20 protein-coding genes are annotated in these 21,106 nt (G+C 31.6%); 6 read left to right on the top strand and 14 right to left on the bottom strand.

The features are described from left to right. Positions 1-2 precede the first annotated feature (2 nt). On the top strand, positions 3-1,274 hold the full coding sequence (locus DMR38_RS01815) for a SpoVR family protein (protein ID WP_127723852.1): 1,272 nt from the start codon (positions 3-5) through the stop codon (positions 1,272-1,274). Beyond that, positions 1,267-1,407: a hypothetical protein gene (locus DMR38_RS21665; RefSeq protein ID WP_175412897.1), complete on the top strand. Its 141-nt coding sequence runs from the start codon at positions 1,267-1,269 to the stop codon at positions 1,405-1,407. The genes DMR38_RS01815 and DMR38_RS21665 overlap by 8 nt, the downstream gene beginning before the upstream one ends. A gap of 319 nt (positions 1,408-1,726) precedes the next feature. Here DMR38_RS21665 and DMR38_RS01810 read toward each other — a convergent pair whose 3' ends face one another. The 3 genes from DMR38_RS01810 to dapA form a co-directional block, all read right to left on the bottom strand. After that, positions 1,727-1,972: a hypothetical protein gene (locus DMR38_RS01810; RefSeq protein WP_127719728.1), complete on the bottom strand. Its 246-nt coding sequence runs from the start codon at positions 1,970-1,972 to the stop codon at positions 1,727-1,729. A 307-nt stretch (positions 1,973-2,279) separates the two neighbouring features. Beyond that, entirely contained in the window at positions 2,280-3,548 is a 1,269-nt protein-coding gene (locus DMR38_RS01805; RefSeq protein ID WP_127719727.1) for a dicarboxylate/amino acid:cation symporter, read from the bottom strand. Positions 3,549-3,584: 36 nt separating this feature from the next. Further along, positions 3,585-4,463: a 4-hydroxy-tetrahydrodipicolinate synthase gene (dapA, locus tag DMR38_RS01800; protein WP_127719726.1), complete on the bottom strand. Its 879-nt coding sequence runs from the start codon at positions 4,461-4,463 to the stop codon at positions 3,585-3,587. A 136-nt stretch (positions 4,464-4,599) separates the two neighbouring features. Here dapA and DMR38_RS01795 point away from each other — a divergent pair, with 136 nt between their 5' ends. The 4 genes from DMR38_RS01795 to DMR38_RS01780 all read left to right on the top strand — a co-directional run bounded on the left by DMR38_RS01795 (position 4,600) and on the right by DMR38_RS01780 (position 9,627). Further along, complete coding sequence (locus tag DMR38_RS01795) at positions 4,600-5,451, top strand: AraC family transcriptional regulator (protein ID WP_127719725.1); 852 nt, start codon at positions 4,600-4,602, stop codon at positions 5,449-5,451. A gap of 235 nt (positions 5,452-5,686) precedes the next feature. Further along, entirely contained in the window at positions 5,687-7,060 is a 1,374-nt protein-coding gene (locus tag DMR38_RS01790; RefSeq protein ID WP_127719724.1) for a hypothetical protein, read from the top strand. 96 nt (positions 7,061-7,156) lie between these two features. Then, on the top strand, positions 7,157-8,536 hold the full coding sequence (locus tag DMR38_RS01785) for a hypothetical protein (RefSeq protein ID WP_127719723.1): 1,380 nt from the start codon (positions 7,157-7,159) through the stop codon (positions 8,534-8,536). A gap of 239 nt (positions 8,537-8,775) precedes the next feature. Then, entirely contained in the window at positions 8,776-9,627 is an 852-nt protein-coding gene (locus DMR38_RS01780; RefSeq protein ID WP_207670770.1) for a collagen-like protein, read from the top strand. Between the two features lie 140 nt (positions 9,628-9,767). Here DMR38_RS01780 and DMR38_RS01775 read toward each other — a convergent pair whose 3' ends face one another. The 11 genes from DMR38_RS01775 to citF form a co-directional block, all read right to left on the bottom strand. Continuing rightward, on the bottom strand, positions 9,768-10,415 hold the full coding sequence (locus DMR38_RS01775) for an HAD family hydrolase (protein ID WP_127719722.1): 648 nt from the start codon (positions 10,413-10,415) through the stop codon (positions 9,768-9,770). Positions 10,416-10,447: 32 nt separating this feature from the next. After that, complete coding sequence (locus tag DMR38_RS01770) at positions 10,448-11,719, bottom strand: WS/DGAT domain-containing protein (protein WP_175412896.1); 1,272 nt, start codon at positions 11,717-11,719, stop codon at positions 10,448-10,450. 109 nt (positions 11,720-11,828) lie between these two features. Continuing rightward, positions 11,829-12,134 carry a DUF5668 domain-containing protein gene (locus DMR38_RS01765; protein WP_127723848.1) on the bottom strand — a complete coding sequence of 102 codons (306 nt, stop codon included), beginning with the start codon at positions 12,132-12,134 and terminating at the stop codon, positions 11,829-11,831. After that, a complete protein-coding gene (locus tag DMR38_RS01760; protein ID WP_127719720.1) occupies positions 12,127-12,651 on the bottom strand; it encodes a hypothetical protein in 525 nt (174 codons plus the stop codon). Before DMR38_RS01760 ends, DMR38_RS01765 begins: the two co-directional genes overlap by 8 nt. After that, complete coding sequence (locus tag DMR38_RS01755; protein WP_127719719.1) at positions 12,632-13,081, bottom strand: hypothetical protein; 450 nt, start codon at positions 13,079-13,081, stop codon at positions 12,632-12,634. The genes DMR38_RS01760 and DMR38_RS01755 overlap by 20 nt, the downstream gene beginning before the upstream one ends. Further along, complete coding sequence (locus DMR38_RS01750) at positions 13,078-13,590, bottom strand: sigma-70 family RNA polymerase sigma factor (RefSeq protein WP_175413098.1); 513 nt, start codon at positions 13,588-13,590, stop codon at positions 13,078-13,080. Before DMR38_RS01750 ends, DMR38_RS01755 begins: the two co-directional genes overlap by 4 nt. A 411-nt stretch (positions 13,591-14,001) precedes the next feature. Beyond that, positions 14,002-15,150, bottom strand: coding sequence for a methyl-accepting chemotaxis protein (locus DMR38_RS01745; protein WP_127719717.1), 1,149 nt, complete (start codon positions 15,148-15,150; stop codon positions 14,002-14,004). A 355-nt stretch (positions 15,151-15,505) separates the two neighbouring features. After that, positions 15,506-16,933, bottom strand: a complete 1,428-nt coding sequence (locus DMR38_RS01740) for an amino acid permease (RefSeq protein ID WP_127719716.1) — start codon at positions 16,931-16,933, stop codon at positions 15,506-15,508. A gap of 130 nt (positions 16,934-17,063) precedes the next feature. Then, entirely contained in the window at positions 17,064-17,765 is a 702-nt protein-coding gene (locus tag DMR38_RS01735; protein WP_127719715.1) for a response regulator, read from the bottom strand. Next, a complete protein-coding gene (gene dcuS, locus DMR38_RS01730) occupies positions 17,762-19,366 on the bottom strand; it encodes a DcuS/MalK family sensor histidine kinase (protein ID WP_127719714.1) in 1,605 nt (534 codons plus the stop codon). The genes DMR38_RS01735 and dcuS overlap by 4 nt, the downstream gene beginning before the upstream one ends. 143 nt (positions 19,367-19,509) lie before the next feature. Then, entirely contained in the window at positions 19,510-21,051 is a 1,542-nt protein-coding gene (citF, locus tag DMR38_RS01725; RefSeq protein ID WP_127719713.1) for a citrate lyase subunit alpha, read from the bottom strand. Positions 21,052-21,106 lie beyond the last annotated feature (55 nt).

Here is a 21,106-nt window from a genome sequence, read left to right as displayed (position 1 = left end):
TTCTGGAATATACAGGTACAGATTTAGAAAAATGGTGTGACATTATAGAAGATTCATCTAAAAAATCAGGACTTGACTTTTATCCTCAAGAATTTGAAATTGTAAGTTATACAGATATGATAGGATACGAAGCCTATCTGGGAATGCCTGCTAGATACCCTCACTGGAGTTTTGGCAAATCCTATGATAGGACAAAATCACTTTACAAATATAACCTTACAGGACTTCCTTATGAAATGGTAATAAACTCAAATCCCTGTCTTGCTTATTTGATGAAGGACAATACACTGCTGCTGCAAATTCTAACAATGGCTCATGTATACGGTCATAATGATTTCTTTAAAAATAACAGGTTGTTTAAAGAGGGTACTAAAGCATCCTATACTCTTGAAATGTTTAAAAATGACGCAGATATGATAAGAGAATATATAAATGACCCAAGCATCGGGTATGAAGGAGTAGAAAAAATTTTAAATGCCGCTCATTCCATAAGATTTCAAACAAACAGATCCATAGGTGTAAAAAAAACAGAGGAAGAATCAAAAGAAGACTTAATAGATTTTATTATAAATCACAGTCAACTAGAAGAATGGCAAAAAAATGTTTTATATGTAGTAAAAAAAGAATCTGCATATTTTATACCTCAGGTTGAAACAAAGATTATGAATGAAGGTTGGGCAAGTTACTGGCATTATAAGACCTTAAATAGACTTGACCTCTCGCCTCCACTTCACATTGAATTCATTAAAAGACATAATGATATAATTACACCTATTATGGGAGGAATTAACCCCTATTATATTGGCTTTAAAATATTTGAAGACTTAGATAAAAGATACGGAGAAAATAAGATATTTGAAGTAAGAGCGCTGGAAAGAGATGCCTCTTTTATTCGAAGATACTTAACAAAAGAGCTGTGTTATAAACTAAATTTATTTGAATATGCAAAACAACGCAGTGACTATGTAATAAAAGAAATTCCTGATGAAAAGGGATGGATTGAAATCAGAAATACCTTATGCAATAATTGTGGTATGGGTTCCATTCCCAATATTGTTGTTGATGATATTTTAAAAAAAGACAATACCATCGTATTAAAACATATTTACGATGGGAGAGAATTAAATTCAAGTTATATGGAAGCTACTTTAAAATGCATTTACGAATTATGGGGATATCCCGTTAAATTAAATACTAAAATAAGCAACGAAGATATAGAAGTATGCTGCAGTGAACCTACCACTATTACTTATAAAACTTTAAGATGTGATTAATATAGAGTTTCTAAGTAGAAAGTTTACTTATGCAGAGCATGTAATGACAAACTTCAACACCATAAAAACTTTTGACAAGTCTAAAGTTCAGTATTTTGAAAATCTAAGAACCTTAGCTAAACTCGTACCTTAGACATATCTAAGCTCCTAAGATTTTCTAAAATGCCTCACTAAGACTTATGGAAAAGTTTTTAAAGGTGCTTTCAACTTTGTCATTACATTTTACGTATAAGTTAAATTTTCAATTAGAAATTCTAAAGATATTAATGTAATTGCTTCAACCTGTATAAGGAAAAGCTAAAGCTTATTTATCTTCCTCATTATTCACCATATATGAATTTTTAGAGAGGAAAATCATCCATAACTATTAATTCTTAACTCTTAATTTTTAATTACCAAAAATGTCCAGAGTATAAGTTGATTTTTCGTTTTCAAACCCTATGATGCTTCAATTAAAGTCCTTCCATTATTTGTCTTGCTATATAATCTCCATCTATTTGATCATCCACTTCAATATTTATAATCTGGCTTTTGCCGGAAGCCTCCCCTGTCATATATAATATTTCTCCTGAATTATCATCTATTTTTTTTACCACTACAGCTTTATCGCCTTTTAATACCTTCAACTTTTTACCACCTTCTACTGGCAGCCAAAAACTCTGAGTAAATTGAATTTCATGTCCAATTTTATACTTCATAAAATGCCCCCCTTTATCTCTATAATTAACTCAACTTTGCGAAGCAATTAATTCACAATGCACGATGCACAATTCACAATTAAGGATGATTTTCTTCCGTTAAAACTTCAGAAAATCTAAAATATAGCACTATTGAAGCAAAGCTTCAATAAGCTTTAAATTTAAAATTTTTCGCAGCACAGCGGAGAAAAATCTACCGAAATTGTACATTGTGAACTGTGAATTGTGAATCCATTTAGTTCGTGATTTTTTATATTAAGTCAAAATTTCTTATATGCAAAAATTAAGTTATACAATCTTACAAGTCTTACTTATTTTCTATTATGCCATACTTTTTTTCAAATGTTAACTTTCCCTCTACAAGCCTGGATATTACCATACTAGCTACTGTATTTCCTGTAGAATTAAGCACAGTAGCCGGTGCATCTATTATTACACTTATGACAGCAATTATAGGAAGCAACTCCGTTGGAAGTCCGTACACACTTAATATAAGCATCTCACCAATCATACCTCCACTAGGTATAGCTGCCATTACAGCTCCAACTAAAAAGGATACAAAAATTATGGAAAGTATAGCTGTAGGACTAATCATACTTCTTCCAAATAGTCCAAACAAGAAAGTAATTTTCATAACACCACCAATTACAGAACCATCTTTATGAATATTTGCCCCTAATGGAATTACCGTTTCAACTATATCCTCCGATACTCCCATTTTTTTTGTGCATTCCAAATTAACAGGAATACTTGCTGCACTCGAGCAAGTTGCGAGTGCTGTTATTGTTGGAGCTACAGCATTTTTCCAGAATGTTTTAATTCCAATCTTGCCACCCGCTAAAAATGCATAGAAAGTAAAGAACCCAAAATAATAAATAACTGATATAACTATATATAGAAGAAATACTCTTAAATATCCCTGAAGTATTTGTGGTCCAAGAGATCCTATTACTGCAGCAAAATAACATCCAAGACCTATTGGAGCATAATACATTATTATTTTAACCATTCTCATCATTACATTAGATGCTGCCTCTAAAAATTTTGCAACAGATTCAGCCTTTTCCCCAAGAGCTGAAGTCGAAATACCAAAAAGTACTGAAAATACAATGAGCTGCAGCATATTACTTTTAGAAAATAGAGAAACAAAATCTGAAACAGTAAGAGTATTCACAATCTGCTGTAAAAGCCCTACTTGCTTCACTTTATCAGCAGCACCTCCTCCAGCTGTTACAATCTTTTTAAGGGCTGAATAATCTATACCTCTTGCAGGATTTACTATTAAAGCACCTATAAAACCAATTACAGACGCTGCAAGCGCAGTACATATAAATACTACAAAGGTACTTGCCATAATTTTACCTAATCTTTTCATACCTTTCATGTTTGCTATAGCAGAAGTAACACTAAAGAATACCAAAGGTATTATAACCATAAACATTAAATTTAAAAATAAATCTCCAAAAGGCTTTAATACTAGTGCTTTAGATCCTAACAATACGCCTATAATTGCACCTAAAATTATTGAACCTAATAATATAATTGAAAATTTATAGTTTTTAAAAAAGCTTTTCACTTTCTATCACTCCTTTCTATAAGCTATTAATTTCTATTATAAAAGTCCGTAATTTTTTAATTCATTTTCTAATATTTTTAAATTTTCACCCGTCATAGTAGTAAGAGGAAGTCTCAAGTTCCCAACATTTTTACCTAAAATGTTCATAGCAGTTTTTACTGGAATAGGATTCGTCTCTATAAACATTGCCTTTATTAGCGAATATAAATCCAACTGCAATTTAAGTGCAGCCTTTATATCACCTTTAAAGAATAATTCACACATTTTTCCCATATCACAGGGTACTATATTTGCCATTACAGATATTACACCGCGACCCCCCAAAGACAATATTGGAATTACCTGATCATCATTTCCAGAATATATGTCAATTCTGTCATCACAAAGTGCTTTCATTTCAGCAATTTGACTTATGTTACCACTAGCTTCTTTTATTCCGCTTATGTTTTTAAATTCGCATAATTTTTTCAAAGTTTTTGGAAGTATATTTAACCCTGTTCTTCCTGGAACATTGTAAACTATTATAGGAGTTTTTACTCTATCGTTTATTGCTTTAAAATGTTCTATAATTCCTTTTTGTGTAGTTTTATTGTAATAAGGAGTAATTACGAGGAGCCCATCTACCCCTATGCTTTCAGCCCATACGCTCATATCTACAGCCTGCGCAGTACAATTACTACCTGTACCAGCTATCACCGGTATTCTTCCATTTACTGTATCTACAGTAAACTTTATAGTATCTTTCTTTTCTTTTTCCGTCATAGTAGTGGCTTCACCTGAAGTTCCACAAACAACTATGGCTTTCGTACCTGATTTTATATGCCATTCTAAAAGTTCCTTTAATTTATCAAAGTTTACAGTGCCCTCTTTAAATGGAGTTACAATTGCAACTGCAGAACCAGTAAATAAACTCATAAAAACACCTCATTTTTTCATTTAATCTTTATATTTATTATATACTGATTTTTTACTTGTTTTATTGCTAAAAGTGCTTGAAATATTGCGAAAAATGCTTTAGCATATAAATATAATATAGTTGAGGTATGGTTGAATGATTAAAAATACAACTCAAAAAGTAAAGAGAGGTTATTTGAAAAGTGATTTTGAAATATTCCACTTAAAGGATAAAAAAGATATTAAATTCCAATTTCACTATCATAATTTTAATAAAATAGTAATATTTATATCAGGTAATGTAACTTATCTAATAGAAGGTAAATCCTACAAATTAAAACCCTGGGATATACTTCTTGTAAACAGCAATGATATACACAAAGCTATAATAGACTCAAACGAAACCTATGAACGTATAATTATGTGGCTAAATTCAGACTTCCTAGTAAGATATAATCATAACTGTAATTTATTAAGCTGCTTTGAACTGGCATCAAAACAAAGATTTAATTTATTGAGACTTGAAGGTACATGGCTTGCAGATGTAAAAAAAATACTTTTTCAAATTGAAGACACCTTTAAAAACAAAGAATTGGGTTACAACGTACTGAGGATTTCATATTTTCTACAGTTTATAGTCTATATAAATAGATTGTTTTTAAAACAAAAAAATATTTCGGAATCCAATGACATAAAATATGATAAGAGCATGGATAATATTCTAGATTATATAAATAAGAATTTAAGCAAAAATCTTTCTGTAGATGCTCTATCCTCTAAATTTTATGTAAGTAAGTACTATTTAATGCACAAATTTAAAGAGCAAACCGGATATACCCTTCACAATTATATACTTCAGAAAAGATTGATTATGGCTAATTTGTTAATATCAAATGGTGAAAATGCATCAGATGCCTGCACAAAATCTGGTTTTGGAGATTACTCCAACTTTGTGCGAGCCTTTAAAAAGATGTTTGGACTTTCCCCTAAAAAATACTACAAGAGCTAACCATTGTAGAGTTTCTAGTTTGAAAGTTAACTTATACTAGCCATATACTAACAAATTTCATCACTATAAAAACTTTTGACAAGTCTAAAATTTTAGGCTTTTTTGTTATACCCTTTTTTATATAAAAAGCTATATTTTATTATCAAATTTTGAATTTTTGTATCACTAAAATATTTTGTAAATATATTAATTATTAAGATTTAAAGATTATATATTTTAAAGGAGGAAATTTCTTATGGCAGATTCTTCTAAGCCTTACAACAAAATACCCTATAAAAACATATATTCCTGCAAATATTCAAATGGTATTTCAATAATACAGCCAGAATGTCAGATGCTTCCAGATGGCAGTACTGTAAACAATACAGCTTATGTGTCGTCACTTGCATCATCCTTTTGGACATACAAATTCATAATTGACTGTGATATGCAAATGGATGGAAGTATAAAAAGTATCGGTATTCCTATTTGTTACTTAATCAAACCAGAAAATATTAAAGTTTATGAACGACTAGACTGTAATACTGTATTCAATCCTGTTGCATTTACCATTATAAAAAATGATCCTTGTTTCTACTATGCTCCTAAAGGATTTAAATGGTTAAAAATAGAAAATTCAAAAAGATATCATAGAGGAGTTTGTGTAGAATACATTTTAGAAATTTTCGGGAATTATGTTTCTAGTCCTCAGTCCTTAAAAATAGAAACAACTTATAATATAATTAAATTTACTGAAGATAGTATACTTGTACCAACTTGTAATTCTAAAGGAAATCTTGCTGTAAAAAAGAGCTGCTTCACTTCTATTATCAATAACAAAGCTATTTTAAAATACAAGGTCAATATTTTAAATACAGGGAATGCTGCTCTCAATAATGTTATTTATAACGATAAAATATACATTCCAACTTCATTCATCCTAGGTAAAATACACATTAATGCATCTAATCTTTCCATTGATAGAAATGTACCCGGACAAGTTCTAATAAACGGACGTTTTGACATAATAAAACCCGGTCAAATGTTAACAGTTATCTATTCAATTCCAGTAGAAAATATAACTAAACCAAAAAAATATAAAATAGGTAGCAATGTTGTAGTTTCTGCTATGCATACGTCATCCCACAGCATCTGCTCTACAAATATTGATGCTGTAAAACTTAGTTCAGAAAATCACTGCATGATAATAAAACAAAACAAAGCCTCTTTTATACTTACAATATGGAATACGCGTTATTCACCTGACACAGAAGTAACCATAATAAATTACTTATTCATTCCATATGGCGTTACTTTACAATTTAATGATTTTGGGATGTATACTGCTGCATTTAGAAATAGATGTGATCTTGTGCCTATTAATACCAATATAACTGGTCCACAAAATATTATTCTCACCTGCAGAAATCTCAAAATACTACAATATGGATGTATCTACAAAGCAATTACATTTAGAATAATGTCCTGTACAATAGCAGGCAAGGTAACTATCACAAATACTTTAAAAAGTATTACTCTAGCAAATCCTAATTCACAGGTACTTATTGATATAAAAAATCTGTCATCAACATCAAGTATAGATATACTTCCTAGTACCAAATGCCATTAAATATACAAATTCTTATCTTTGTAACACTTATTTAATTTTATAATATATTAAATTAGAATTATAATTTCAATTAGAATAAAAGAGGAGTGATATTATATGGCAGATCAAGTACAGCCATGTAGCTGCACATCCTATACAAATATATGCTGCTGTGGAGCACAAAATGGTATTTCAGTTGTACAACCACAATGCCAGACTCTTTCTGATGGAAGGGTAGTCAACAATCCAGCTTATGATCCTCTGCTTACAAAGTCTTTCTGGACTTATAAATTTATTACCGACTGCAATAATGATACCCGAGCTATAAGTAATTTTGTTATTCCTATTTGTCAATCTATATCATCACAAAGTGTAGAAGTTTTTGAAAAAATAGATGGGTGTGGACAATTTCAATCTATCAATTTTACACTATCTTTAACTGATCCTAATTTTGGTAATGCACCTTTAGGCTTTCAATGGCTAAAAATAGAAGTTAGCGAAAGATACCAGAAAGGCGTAAGTGTAGAATATAGACTTGAATTAGTAGGCAATTTCCCTACTGACACACAACCAATAAAAATAAAAGCAGCTAATAATATATTAACTTTTGCTTGCGATTGCCTTCTTCTTCCTAAATGTAATGACCATGGAATACTTTCAGTTATAAAAACATGTAATCATACAATTGCCAATAATCAAGTAACCTTAAACTACACAGTTAATGTTACAAACACAGGAAATGCTGCTCTTGATAACGTACAGTACCTTGATACGGTTTTTATTTCATCAACACTGATACTAGGTACAATTATAGTCAATCCATCTACCCTTTCAATAAATACAACTGTTTCTGGAGAAGTTATTATAAGTGGAAATATTGGTACCATTAACCCGGGAGATACAATACCTGTAACTTATACAATCCCAATTACTAGTATAACTGTGCCTAGAACCTATACTATAAACAATACAGTTAGAGCATCCGCAACAGGCACAGAAAGTACAGATACTTGTTCAACGGAATTTAGTGCTGTTGAACTAGCTGTTGTAAAATGCTGCAATATTAATGAAAATAGCGGTTCATTTACAGTAACAATTTCCTCTATAGACCTATCGCCTAATACTGCTGTCAATGTAATTGACAATTTTTTCATACCATCTGGTATAACATTACAGTTTAATGATTTTGGGGGGTTCACTGCCAAATTTACTTCAAGTGAGGAATCAGTTCCTCTTAACACTAATATAGTTGGCCCTACAAATATTACACTTAGCGCTAATAATCTCCAAATACCTGCAGGAGGATCAATAAATAGAACAGTACGTTTTACAGTTATATCAAGTTCACTGTTCGGTACTGCAACTATCGAAAATACTGTAAACAGCATATTCCTGTCAGATCCAAATTCTCAGGTATTCCTTGGTGCAGGACACCTACCTGTAAAATCTGATATAGATATTACACTTAACCTAACCTGCAGACAACCATGTTCTTAAATTTAATCATGTAATATAAAAAAATTTTAATTATGCCAGTATTTTTTTAAGTACTGGCATATATACATTAATTAATGCTAATTTTAAGCCTTGATTATAGTTGCAATATTAGTAAATCAACATATTATGTATTAAGGATTAACTCCTTAAGTTAAGTAATCCTTATTTATATTGTTTTTTAATTTGACATGGCTTTAGATATGTTATCTAAATTATTATAAAAAGGAGGAAATAAATATATGGCAAAGCATAGAAGATCGGGTCACTCAAAAAGTAGCCGTGAATTTGTTGATAAAAATGAAAGCGAAAATACTGAGACTCAAGAAATGGAATTCGATGAGACAAGCAAATACAATATGAATGGTTCTAAATGCCATGATGAATCAAAAGATGATTGTTACCATAAGTGTATAACAATTTGCGGTAAGAAAGGTCCAAAAGGCGATCCTGGTTGTCCTGGTCCTAAAGGTGATAGAGGTGATCCCGGTTGCACTGGTCCTAAAGGTGATAAAGGCGATCCTGGCCGTCCTGGAGCTAAAGGTGACAAGGGCGATCCTGGCGATCCTGGAGCTAAAGGCGATAAGGGCGATCCCGGTCGTCCTGGATCTAAAGGTGATAAAGGTGATCCTGGCGATCCTGGAGCTAAAGGTGATAAGGGCGATCCTGGTTGTTCTGGTCCTAAAGGTGATAAAGGTGATCCCGGCTGCCCAGGACCTAAAGGCGACAAAGGAAATCCTGGCTGTCCTGGTCCTAAAGGTGATAAAGGTGATCCCGGCTGCCCAGGACCTAAAGGCGACAAAGGAAATCCTGGCTGTCCTGGTCCTAAAGGTGATAAAGGTGATCCCGGCTGCCCTGGAGATAGAGGTCCAAAAGGGGACCCTGGTTGCCCTGGTCCTAGAGGACATGATGGAGAACCTGGCTGTCCTGGCCCTAGAGGTCCAAAAGGAGACCGAGGCTGTCCTGGTCCTAGAGGTCCAAAAGGAGAGCCGTGCTGCCCTGGATTAGATGAAATAGAGATAAAGAAGATAAAAGAGATTCTGGATATCCTGGATCTAAAGAAGATAAAGCAGCTCCAAGATGAAATAGAGTGAAGGATCTAATGAAAAATCCAGATGTCATAAGTCAATAGTACCTAAAGAAAAGCCTGTTGTCCTAGAGGTAGAAGTCTAGTTACATGTAATTTAAAGAGAGCCCAAGTCTCAAGGACAAACAGGTGATGCTATTTTAAATATTACTGTGTAATTTTATTCAATATATCCATTACATTATCTACTATATAAGTTGGCTCTTTTTCTTTTAATTCTTCTAGAGACCCATATCCATAGGTTACTCCTATAGAATCCATATTGTTTTGTCTTGCCCCTATCATATCATATTTTCTGTCTCCTACCATTACAGCTTCATTAGGATTAATCTTATACTTTTCTACTACATGCTTTATTACCTCGCCTTTTGTACATCTTGTCCCATTCATATTGCTGCCAACAATGGCATCAAAATATGGGGTTAGATTAAAGTTATTTAATATTATATTTGAAAATTTAGTAGGCTTTGATGTCGCTATAATTAATTTTAATTTCATCTCTTTCAATTGTTTTAGTAAATCTTCAATATGGTCATACACTTTGTTTTCCATTATTCCTTTTTTCTCAAAATATTCTCTGTAATACTGCACTGCCTCAAGAGATTTATTTTCATCAAAGCCATAATATTCACTAAATGAATACTTTAATGGTGGCCCTATAAATTTTTCAAGCAAATCAAGGCTTTCCACTATAATACCAAATTTCTTCAATGCATACTGTACTGATTTAGTTATTCCTTCCTTAGACTCTGTAATTGTTCCATCCAAATCAAATAATATATATTTATATTTCATTTTATATTCCCCCAAATTCTATATACATTAGATTATATCAGTTTGGGGAGTTCATCATCAAGGGTTTGCAAAAAACTCTTGATCTTCTGTCTATCTTTTTGTGTACCACAAAAGTTTACACTAAAGGTAAATTCATCATCAAAAGTAGTAAGTGCGACTTGAAAATAAGGCTTATATTTAATAGAGCCATTCATATAAGCATCTTTAATTCCAGCTCCATAAAACGAAAGCTTCTCTTTATCTATAATTCCAATGTTAGTCATAGCTATAGGAGGATTGTGGAATGACTTTGATATAAGTGATTTTGCAAATTTATAAGGCAATAGAGAAAATATAATTTCAAGCATCATTGGACCATTAAGACATGAAAAACTTTTCTTTTCATGTTCCATGGACTTTTTTACCTTCAAAAGAGTTTCTTTATAATTTCTACCTATATCTTTTCCTATATCACATACCATATTTGATGTTAAGTTACATATTCCCTGTGCCTTCTTTTCTGGAATATATCTTCTAAGATCCACAGGGCAAGGAAGAGCTATATGGCTGCAATGTAATTCCTTGTAAAGAGCCCTTATATATGATGCGATAACAATATCATTTATAGTTGTCTTACTTTCCTTAGCATATTTTTTTATAAATTTAACTCTGTCATTAGTAATCTTATGAATAACAACAAAAGGACTATTATTGTCTCCTTCCAAAGGAAAATAGACACCACCATTGTATTTAGACACCTGTGATGAAGAAAAAAATATTTTAACCTTATCCAAATCATCAAAATTATCCAGCACCTGCTTTACACTTCTAGAACTCATCTGAAAATTAGGGGTATAGCCAGGGTTATCTTTTAGATTGGAATATATATAGCTTAGCATATAAAGATAATCCTTAAAGCCTGCAGCATCACAGAGCATATGATTAATTATTATGCAAAGACAATCATGTGTACTACTTCTTATAATATTTATTCTAAGTTGTGGTCCTTTAAATGTATCTGTTTTTAGTACAATACATTTTTCTATCTCTTCATAAATTTTTTCAGTTTCAATTATTTTTACAATATCATCTGCTGCAAATTTACAACTTTGCCAATAAGGTGAGGATTTCTTTTCTACAAACTTACAGGTTATTAACGGAAATTCCCAGGTTGACATACACACTGCTTTTTTTAAACAATTTTCATCAATATGGCTATCCAATTCAATTACGCAATGAAGTTGATGATCATTGAACTTTTCAAACATAAATTGCATTATGTCCCAAGTTTCAGCTTTATACCTTTTAACATCAGTCATTAACATTTTCAACACTCCTACTAAAATATACGCAAAAATTTCAGGTTTAATGTTAAACATCAAACCTGTTTCTGTCAATTACTATTTAGAATTAATTTAATAGGATCTTCCCCATTTAGAAAATAATTTTACATTGGGGAAAATGAAGAATTATAAATTGGGCACCTGCCATACCCATTGAAAAAAGAGATAATAATATTACTAAAATAATGGCACCTGCATCATATTTCATCTTTTCTTCATTATTTATTATATATCCTGCAATAATTTCAATACCTAAAAGTACTAGAATAATAGGCCATAATGACACTATTAGATAATAATTCATATTGGGAAGCATTCTATTTAGCAAAAACATTGTTCCAAACATAACGAGCACTATACCTGCCGTAAGAGTGCCAACTCTACGACCTTTAAACATCTTCATCCATCTCCCTCTTTTTACCTTTGATCAGTTTTATACCTGCAGCAATTATTGCAATGCCTATGATTATTCTAGGTGCAGTTCTCGTTACATCAGACAGCATCTCATATATCTCATTTGGAATATGTCCCCATAAAGTATTCATTACATTCTCCCATATTAAATACAACCCAAGGAATAAACATATTATACCTACAAATAATCTCTGTTTTGTAAATACTTTTTGATCAACTTTCAATAGTTTATCAAGTGAAAACAAATAATTATCTTCTAAATTTAAAAATTCTTCATCCGAAGAATACCGTTTGTTTATACAATCAAAAAAGGAATAAAACCAAATAAGAGGCAAAACAAACAAAAGAGGACCTATGTTAAGCCAGCCAGATATAAATATGACAAAAAAGAAAGCTGACATAAAAGATATTCCCATTTTCATAAATCCCATATACATATGTCCTGCACCAGGCAAAAGTGAAAAAATAAATGTTGAAATCTTACCTTTTTTCATTCTCATTATTAAAACCCTCCATATTAATTATCTTCTGAGAAAAATTGCTTATATTTGTATTTATTGAGTTTACGATACTTAAATTTGGCGCTGCAATATCCGCTACTTTTTTTGCATTTATTATAAAATTTAATGTGTTTGAAAAAACAATCATGAGTGCCATACAAGCTGCAATTGAAACCCTGACTGAGTAAAAAATGAATTCATTACTTTTTCTCTTTTTTATTTTATTCTCTACCTCATCACAAAATCCAGAAGGAGCTTTTACAAGTTCAGTATCATCAAAACCATCAGCAAGGTAGACGCTACACTTTTCACATTCAGAAACATGATCTAAAATCATAATGGTCTCCTCACTTTTTAAGGAACCATCCTTAAGGCATTTTATGGCTTTTTCAGTTAAATGTCCATTTTCATCAAACAGTACTTCACTCACATAAACTCCTCCCTCCATAAAACTTTTAATAATTTTTTTGATCTATACAAATGTGTCTGCAGAGTTTTTAGCTTTTGCCCCGTAGATTCAGCCATATGGGAAAGTTTAATATCTTTACAAAAATAATTTATGGCTACAGTCCTGTAAGGCTCCTTTAATTTATTACACAAGTCATGTATTTTCTGTGAAGTATCATTTTCTATCACAGTATCTTCAATACAGCTTTTCTCATCTTCTAGACATTCATATTCTTCATCAGTTAAACTATTTATTTTTCGTGCAGGACTTTTCATATAGTCTTTACACTTGTTTACAGCAATTTTAGTGAGCCAGGCTTTAAAATTTTCTCCTTGAAACTTCTCATAATTTTTATAAGCAGCCAGAAAAGTTTGTTGTGCCAAATCCTCTGCATCAAAATAATTTTTTGTAAAAGATAAACATATAGTAATGATTAAACGTTCATATTGTTTTATATAATTTGCAAATTCATCTCTTTGAATAATCATCACCGCCTTTTTCATCCGATGGCTGCTGCGCCCCTGGATAACAATTTCTAAGTTTCAGATAGAGAAAAAACTTCACCTGAAACTTAGAACTCTGTTTATCCTTACACTTACTATAACGATTCAAAAACAAAAAACACTTCATTAAATTTAAAAATTTTTTAAATTTGCTTTCAATTTTATCGGCATATCTCTATTTGTAAGTTCAAATTTTACTTATGATAACCAACCATACGAGGATAATTACCTGATAAATCTCTAACTTAAAAATCAACTTATACGTAGGCATACTTTTACAACAATGAAGCTCTTTTAAATATTTTGTATATAAGTCTTAGTAAAATATTTAAGGAACTGAAGGTTATAAAAAGTATCCAGAGTATAAGTTGATTTTTCGTTTAAGATCTTTATATATGATTAAAGCTTAAGTGCAATTTCACTTAATTTTTCTGACATGGTAGTTATCTCTTCTATACTTGCTGTAATTTCTTCAGTCGCAGCAGCCTGTTCCTGACTTGAAGCTAGAGATCCCTTACTTTTCTTGCTAGATCCATCTACCTTTTCTTCAATATTATCTGTTAATTTCTTAATCTTAGGCACTGTACTCTTAGCTTGTTCAGAAAGTTTTCTTATTTGATTTGCCACTACACCAAAACCACTACCAGCTTGTCCTGCTCTAGCCGCTTCAATAGCAGCATTTAGTCCCAACATCTTTGTTTCATTTGCAATATCTTCTATAAAAGAAGATATCTTTTTTATTTCTTCTGATAATTCTGTTATCTGACTTATATCATTATTAAGTTCCTGCTCATTGGTATGTATTTGTGATGCTGATGCTGCCAATTCTTCAATAGCAGAAGATATCCCTGTAATACTTTCTGTAAGATTTCCCGACATATTACGTAACTCTGCTTCAGTCTCCTTTGGCATAGCTATAACAAAACTACCAACAACTTCATTTGAATATTCATCAATTAGTGGATAACCTAACATCATAACAGGAGTTCCATACTTTGAAGCATCTATTTTTTCAACTTTGGCTTTTCCTGTACTTATCACTTCTTTACTGATAAAATCTGATCCAAATTTATCTCCAATTTTTATAGAATTAATATCAAATTGTTTTGAAGATTGTACACATACAAACTTTTGAAGATCAGTTAAACACAAAAAAACACCTTCTGAAAACATTTCAGCTAACATCGGTGCAAAATTTTCGAAAGCTTTTGCTACAGGATGTAATTTAGGAAAAGCCATAGAAAAAGCACCGACAGCTTGACCCTGTTCATCTACAATAGGAATTGAAGTTATTAAAAGTCTCATTCCATAAACAGAACGAGGAACTTTCTGAGACAGTACTCTTTTTTCACGAATTGCAGTAAGAGTTGTACTATTATTATCAAATTTTTTATCAACGTGAAATACATCCAAACTAAATGAGTCTGAAGACTGTACCCATTTCATAGTATCGCCTTCTATAATTCCGTATACAACTCCACCAGATACTAAATTTGCTTGAACTTTAGCAAATTCTTTCACACTGTCTATTTGATTTACTTTGATCATATCCTCACTATTCCTTTCTACTCTATATTAAACTGTGGTACTATAAAATATAATTTACATTATTAGTACATAATAAATATTTTGTCATATTATTGTGTAATTAAATGAATTTTTTTATTATTAGTAACAAATTTTATACACAAATTTACATAAAATTACATCATAAGTAAATAAATGTTATCATTTGTGGCACTTTTATGTACTTATTCTAATAAAAACTGGATTTAACGCTATATTATGTTATAATAAATTAAACAAAATATTTATTATGTCTTATTTTTAATTTAAAAATATTTATGGAATCAAGATTATAAAAAATAGAATAAAACTTTTATTTGAAATTACTCACATATAATTATTTTTCTTTTTTATTTTTCCTATGATCAGTAATTTCCTCAGAAAACTCTGTAAGTAAATCAACTATTTGTTTTTTTACACTTAACTTATTATCCACACTTATAGCTTCTCTGGTTCTTTTATAAACTTCTACACCTAAATATATAAATAAGTATACGACTATAATTATAATTCCAGCTATAAGTCCTGAGGTTTGCCCTGAAATAGAAGGCATACTTGCAATAATAACAACAAGACTTATTAAAGTAATCAGTGAACCATAAGGATATGATTTTTTCTCTAATTCCTGTAAGTTTTTTTTGCGAAAACGAATATGGGAAGCTACAATAATTGCATAAGTAAAGAGTAATGCAAAACCTCCCGAGCTTACTAAGAATAAGTAAACTTTTGGAAATAGGAGTCCAATTATAAGCCCTAAAAGCATAGAAAAACCCGAAAACATCATTCCTCTATAAGGTATATCCTTTTTATCCCTCAATAATGCAGGTGCATGCCCTCTATCTGCAAGAGACCGAATCATCCTTCCAAGTCCAAACATAGCTGCTAACATTGTAGAAAGTATAGCAGTAATCATTATTATGTTCATAACATTACCTGCCCAACCCATTCCCCAATTGTTAAGGGCTGCTACCATAGGGCTTACACTTTCATTAATGGCAGCTGTAGGAATTAAAAATATAATTACAGCTGCAGAAACTATATAAAGTCCAACAAGGCTTAACACAGTATATCTAATAGCTTTTGGAATTACTTTTTCAGGATCTTTAGTCTCTGACGCAGCTAAACCAATTATCTCAAAACCAGCATATGCAAACATAATTATAAGCATACTTCCTGCAATGCTTTTTATTCCCCCAGCAAAAAAAGGTTCTCTTCCTAATTGACCTAATTTGACTTGTGAAACTCCCCCCATTAACCCTGTAATTAAAAGTATACCAATAATAACAAAACATAGTACGGCAGCTATCTTAAAAGAAGCAAGAACACTCTCTAGCTTGCTCAATTTACTTGCACCCAACAGGTTGAGCAGTGTAATACAAATAATAACAATGCTTCCAACTAAAGATATTGATAGTTTAGGAAACCACCTGCGAATTAAAATTGATACTGCTGCTGCCTCACTGGACATAGCTAGAACCATTCCTGTCCAATAAACCCATCCCACCATAAATTCAGTTCCACGTCCAAAGGCTTTACCTGCATAGGTAGCAAAAGATCCTGGAACTGGGTCAGATACAGTCATTTCAGAAAGTGCAGAAAGAATAAAATATACTAAAATTCCTCCTAGTATGTAAGCAATAATAATAGAAGGACCTGACGCATGAATAGCCACAGCAGAACCTAGGAAAAATGAACCACCAATTACAGTTCCTAAAGCCATCATTGTAAGCTGGACTGCTGAAAGTCCTTTATGATCACTTTTCATTAATATACCACCTCAAGCCTATATAATCTTAAGGATAGTATTTGTTAAATTTCAAAAAACATTCAATGCAAATATTTAAAATCTGGCATAAATATTATCAATAATTTTCGTGCTAGAAAAATACTTTTAGTTAATAGTGTCTCAAAAAATTTCCACTAAAATTAATACATTTATATTTATACTCAGGCCTTCCAACCAAACCATATTCTATATTCATAGTTAATACTCCTATTCTATGCAAAAACTCCAAGTATTTTCTCATAGAAACTCTTGACATTCCCATCATTTCAGCCAATTCTACTGTTGAAAAATCATCTATACCTACCTTTAAAATGCTTGTCCAAACATTTTGTAGTGTATTTTTATCTAATCCTTTGGGAAGATTACTTATCGTTTGTTGATCTTTATTAAGGATATAATTGTCTAAGTCTTTTTGATTTATAACATTATTCCCCTTTATAAAATTTTGAGCATCCCTATAACTTGAAAGTGCAGAATTAAATCTTTCAAATTCAAATGGTTTAATTAAGTAATCAACCACACCTAAGTGAAGTGACTTTTTTATCACATTTATATCGCAAGCTGCTGAAACAATTATAACATCAACTTCCCCATTTAATTTTCTAATATATTTAAACAAATCAAGTCCATTTTTTCCTGGCATGAAAATATCAAGTAATATTAAATCAATTTGATTTTTTTTCAGTACTTTAACTGCATCTTCAAAGGAAGGAGCAGTATCTACTAATTTAAATCCATTTACCTGGCTTAAGTATCTTTTATTTAATTCACACACCATGGGATCATCTTCGACAATTAGGACTTTTATCAAATTAAATCACCCTTTCTTTCATAGTTTATTTCAATATCAAAAGTAGTACCTTCATTTATTTTAGAGTATACATCTATTCTCCCAGCTAACTTTTCTATACTTCTTCTAACTAAGTAAAGTCCAAAGCCTCTACTACCTTCTTTTGTTGAAAAACCTTTTTTAAATATTTCATTCTTATTTTTATCATCAAACCCATTTCCAGTATCTGAAACAGTAATATGCAAACGATCATCATCCGGAACCAAGCTTACATAAATTATCTTATCTTCACTTATAGAAACTGCATCTATTGCATTATCTATCAAATTACCTACAACTGTTATCAATTCATGAGTAATTTCTTTATTAGAAGGCTCTAGAACATATGAATCTTCTGACAATACTAAGCTAACATTTTTTTCTCTTGCATAACTCATTTTTCCAAGTATAAATCCTGATAGTACAGGATCTTTAAAATGCCTTATAACAAAGCCAATTTCTTTTTGATATTTATTAGCAATAGTTTGTATATATTCGGATAATTCGTCATAAGATTTCATGCTCAGCATACCTAGTATTACATGGAGTTTATTCATAAATTCATGGGTTTGTGCCCTAAGTGAATTAGCATATGACTTTACACCTGTAAGTTGTTCTGCCAGTATCTTCACCTCTGTCTTATCACGAAAGGTAGCAATAGCACCATCAATTTTATTATTCACAAAAATAGGGATACGATTTGTAATCAAAGTTATGCCTTTAAGTTCTTGTTCCCTATCAAGTTCTGATTGACCCGATTTTAGTACTTGAATAAGTCTAGTATTATCAACACAATCATCAACTTTTTTACCCACAACCTTACGTATATCAGCTTTATCAAATATTCTCGCAGCCTCATCATTGACAAGTGTTATTATTCCATGCTTGTCTACAGCAAGTATTCCCTCTCTTACAGACTTAAGCATGGCACTCCTTTCCCTCAACATTTTAGCTATATCAGATGGTTCCATTCCAAACATAGTTTTCTTTATATTATTAGCAAGTAAAACAGCTCCGACTACACCTGTCAAGAACCCAAAAACTATACCAAAATATATTGTATGTCTACTTTGTATAACTGATTGCTGTACTTTATCCATCATAATTCCAACAACAACCACCCCAATTTGATGGCTATTATCGTCTCTAATAGGAACAAAAATTCTAAGAGATTTTCCCAAAGTTCCTTGAGCTTCGGAAACGTATTCATTTCCTTGGAATGCCTTTCCGAAATCTCCACCTATAGCTTTTTTACCTAACTCTATTTTATCAGGATGGGATTTCCTAATTCCTTTCATATCCGTAACAACAATAAATTGAACACTTGTTGAGTCTTTCATCTTATTAGCCAAGTATTGAATCTTACTCTCATGCTGTGGATTATTAAGTCCGTCAATTATTGTAGGTGATTGAGAAACAATATGTGCAATATCAAAAGCTTTTTCCTCAAGATGTTCTCTAGTCATATCCGTTATTTTTTTACTAATAAAAACATTTGTTACTATTAATACAAGTGCTACAACTCCACATACTAATAATGCAATTCTCGTATGCAATTTAAAATGATCTTTCTTTATCTTCATTATAATCCCTCCCTATATAAATTAATACAAAATAACAAAAATATCGAGTTATTTTGTATTAATCATAAAAAAAACATCAGATAGGATCGAAACCCCATCTGATGGTTAGAACTTTACTTATTTTGTATAACTCCATGCTAAAACTATCCTAACACTTTTTTAACCACATCAATAACTGTTCCATCTCTATATTCAACTACTGCAACTATATCATCAGAAAATTTTACTGCTTCTGGTTTACCAGTCATCTTCTCAGCTTTATCTTTAAGTTCTTCTATTGTAATTATAGGGAGATTGCTTTTTTCAAGTTTTTCAACTAGATCCTTTCTTCTTGGATTTATAGCCACTCCTCTTTCTGTAATAACTACATCTATACTTTCTCCTGGTGTAGTTATTGTAGTCACCTTATCTTTTATTATAGGGAGTCTGCCCTTTACAAGATTTGTAACAACAATTGCAAGCTTTGCACCGGCTGCCGTATCACTGTGTCCTCCAGATCCTCCCATTATTATTCCGTTAGAACCTGTAGTTACATTTACATTAAAATCAGTATCTATTTCAGTTGCACCAAGAATCATGACATCTAGATTGTTGACTACAGCTCCCTTATTTGATGGACTGCCATACATAGATCCTCCCATTCCCTGATGCTTAGGATTGTCCCTATATGATTCTACAGCTTTTAAATCAAAGCACTGTACATCAAATAAATTTCTAAATAATCCTTCATTTAACATATCTACAATATAACCAGTTATACCACCTGCCGCAAAACTTCCAACTATACCTCTCTCCTTCATTATTTTTTCCAACTCCGCTGCTACTGCCAGCGATGTACCACCTGCACCAGTTTGAAATGACATGTTATTTTTTATATAACCAGATACATCCATAACTCTAGCAGCCATTTGTGCAATTTTAAGACCCACTGGATCCTTAGTAATTTTTGTTGTTCCTGATACTATTCCCTCCGGATTACCTATTGAGTCCACTTTTACTACATAATCAACGTATTCCTGGCTTATTTCTATAGGACAAGCAGGATAAGGAACCAAATTATCTGTAATTGCTACAACTTTATCTGCATACTGCGCATCAGGTACAGCATATCCAAGTGATCCACAAGCCGCATTACCATAAACACCATTTATATTACCATAACTATCTGCTGTAGGTGCTGCTATAAAAGCTATATCTATGTGAAGCTCTCCACTTTCTATTGACCTTGGCCTCCCACCATGTGTCATCATAACAACAGGTGTTTTTAAATATCCCCTTGATACTGCCTCTGCTACAGGGCCTGATATATAATTTGTCACTATTCCCGTTACAACCCCATTTTTCATATGTTCAACCAATGGCTCATGAATAGGAAATATTGAACTTGCGGCTATCTTTATATCTTTTATACCTCTTTTAGCTATTTCATATACTATATTGTTTAAAATAAAATCACCATTTCTTAAGTGATGATGAAAAGAAATAGTCATTCCATCTTTTATTTTTACTTTATCTAAAGCTTCATTTATGCTTGAAAGTAATTTTTTATCTCCAGGTTTTATTGAAGTAAGCTTTACTTTTGATTTTGTCTTTATACCATAACTTGCAGACGCACCCTTGAAAGGCTTTACTTTTCCGTAACCTTCAATATAATCTGGAATTTCTCTTCCCAGTATATTCTTCATGTTATCCCTCATTTCTCAACATAATTATCTCTAAATTTTAATATAAACAGAGCTT

Origin of the sequence: Clostridium sp. AWRP (assembly GCF_004006395.2) — a bacterium.
GTDB lineage: Bacteria > Bacillota > Clostridia > Clostridiales > Clostridiaceae > Clostridium_B.
The sequence above is the reverse complement of the archived record's forward strand: the minus strand, read 5'-3'. Positions and strand labels throughout refer to the sequence as shown.

Excerpts from the sequence above, each read along its gene's own strand:
- DMR38_RS01810 (WP_127719728.1), bottom strand. The coding sequence starts at position 1,972 with ATGAAGTATAAAATTGGACATGAAATTCAATTTACTCAGAGTTTTTGG.
- dapA (WP_127719726.1), bottom strand. The coding sequence starts at position 4,463 with ATGAGTTTATTTACTGGTTCTGCAGTTGCAATTGTAACTCCATTTAAA.
- DMR38_RS01795 (WP_127719725.1), top strand. The coding sequence starts at position 4,600 with ATGATTAAAAATACAACTCAAAAAGTAAAGAGAGGTTATTTGAAAAGT.
- DMR38_RS01790 (WP_127719724.1), top strand. The coding sequence starts at position 5,687 with ATGGCAGATTCTTCTAAGCCTTACAACAAAATACCCTATAAAAACATA.
- DMR38_RS01785 (WP_127719723.1), top strand. The coding sequence starts at position 7,157 with ATGGCAGATCAAGTACAGCCATGTAGCTGCACATCCTATACAAATATA.
- DMR38_RS01780 (WP_207670770.1), top strand. The coding sequence starts at position 8,776 with ATGGCAAAGCATAGAAGATCGGGTCACTCAAAAAGTAGCCGTGAATTT.
- DMR38_RS01775 (WP_127719722.1), bottom strand. The coding sequence starts at position 10,415 with ATGAAATATAAATATATATTATTTGATTTGGATGGAACAATTACAGAG.
- DMR38_RS01770 (WP_175412896.1), bottom strand. The coding sequence starts at position 11,719 with ATGTTAATGACTGATGTTAAAAGGTATAAAGCTGAAACTTGGGACATA.
- DMR38_RS01765 (WP_127723848.1), bottom strand. The coding sequence starts at position 12,134 with ATGTTTAAAGGTCGTAGAGTTGGCACTCTTACGGCAGGTATAGTGCTC.
- DMR38_RS01760 (WP_127719720.1), bottom strand. The coding sequence starts at position 12,651 with ATGAGAATGAAAAAAGGTAAGATTTCAACATTTATTTTTTCACTTTTG.
- DMR38_RS01745 (WP_127719717.1), bottom strand. The coding sequence starts at position 15,150 with ATGATCAAAGTAAATCAAATAGACAGTGTGAAAGAATTTGCTAAAGTT.
- DMR38_RS01740 (WP_127719716.1), bottom strand. The coding sequence starts at position 16,933 with ATGAAAAGTGATCATAAAGGACTTTCAGCAGTCCAGCTTACAATGATG.
- dcuS (WP_127719714.1), bottom strand. The coding sequence starts at position 19,366 with ATGAAGATAAAGAAAGATCATTTTAAATTGCATACGAGAATTGCATTA.
- citF (WP_127719713.1), bottom strand. The coding sequence starts at position 21,051 with ATGAAGAATATACTGGGAAGAGAAATTCCAGATTATATTGAAGGTTAC.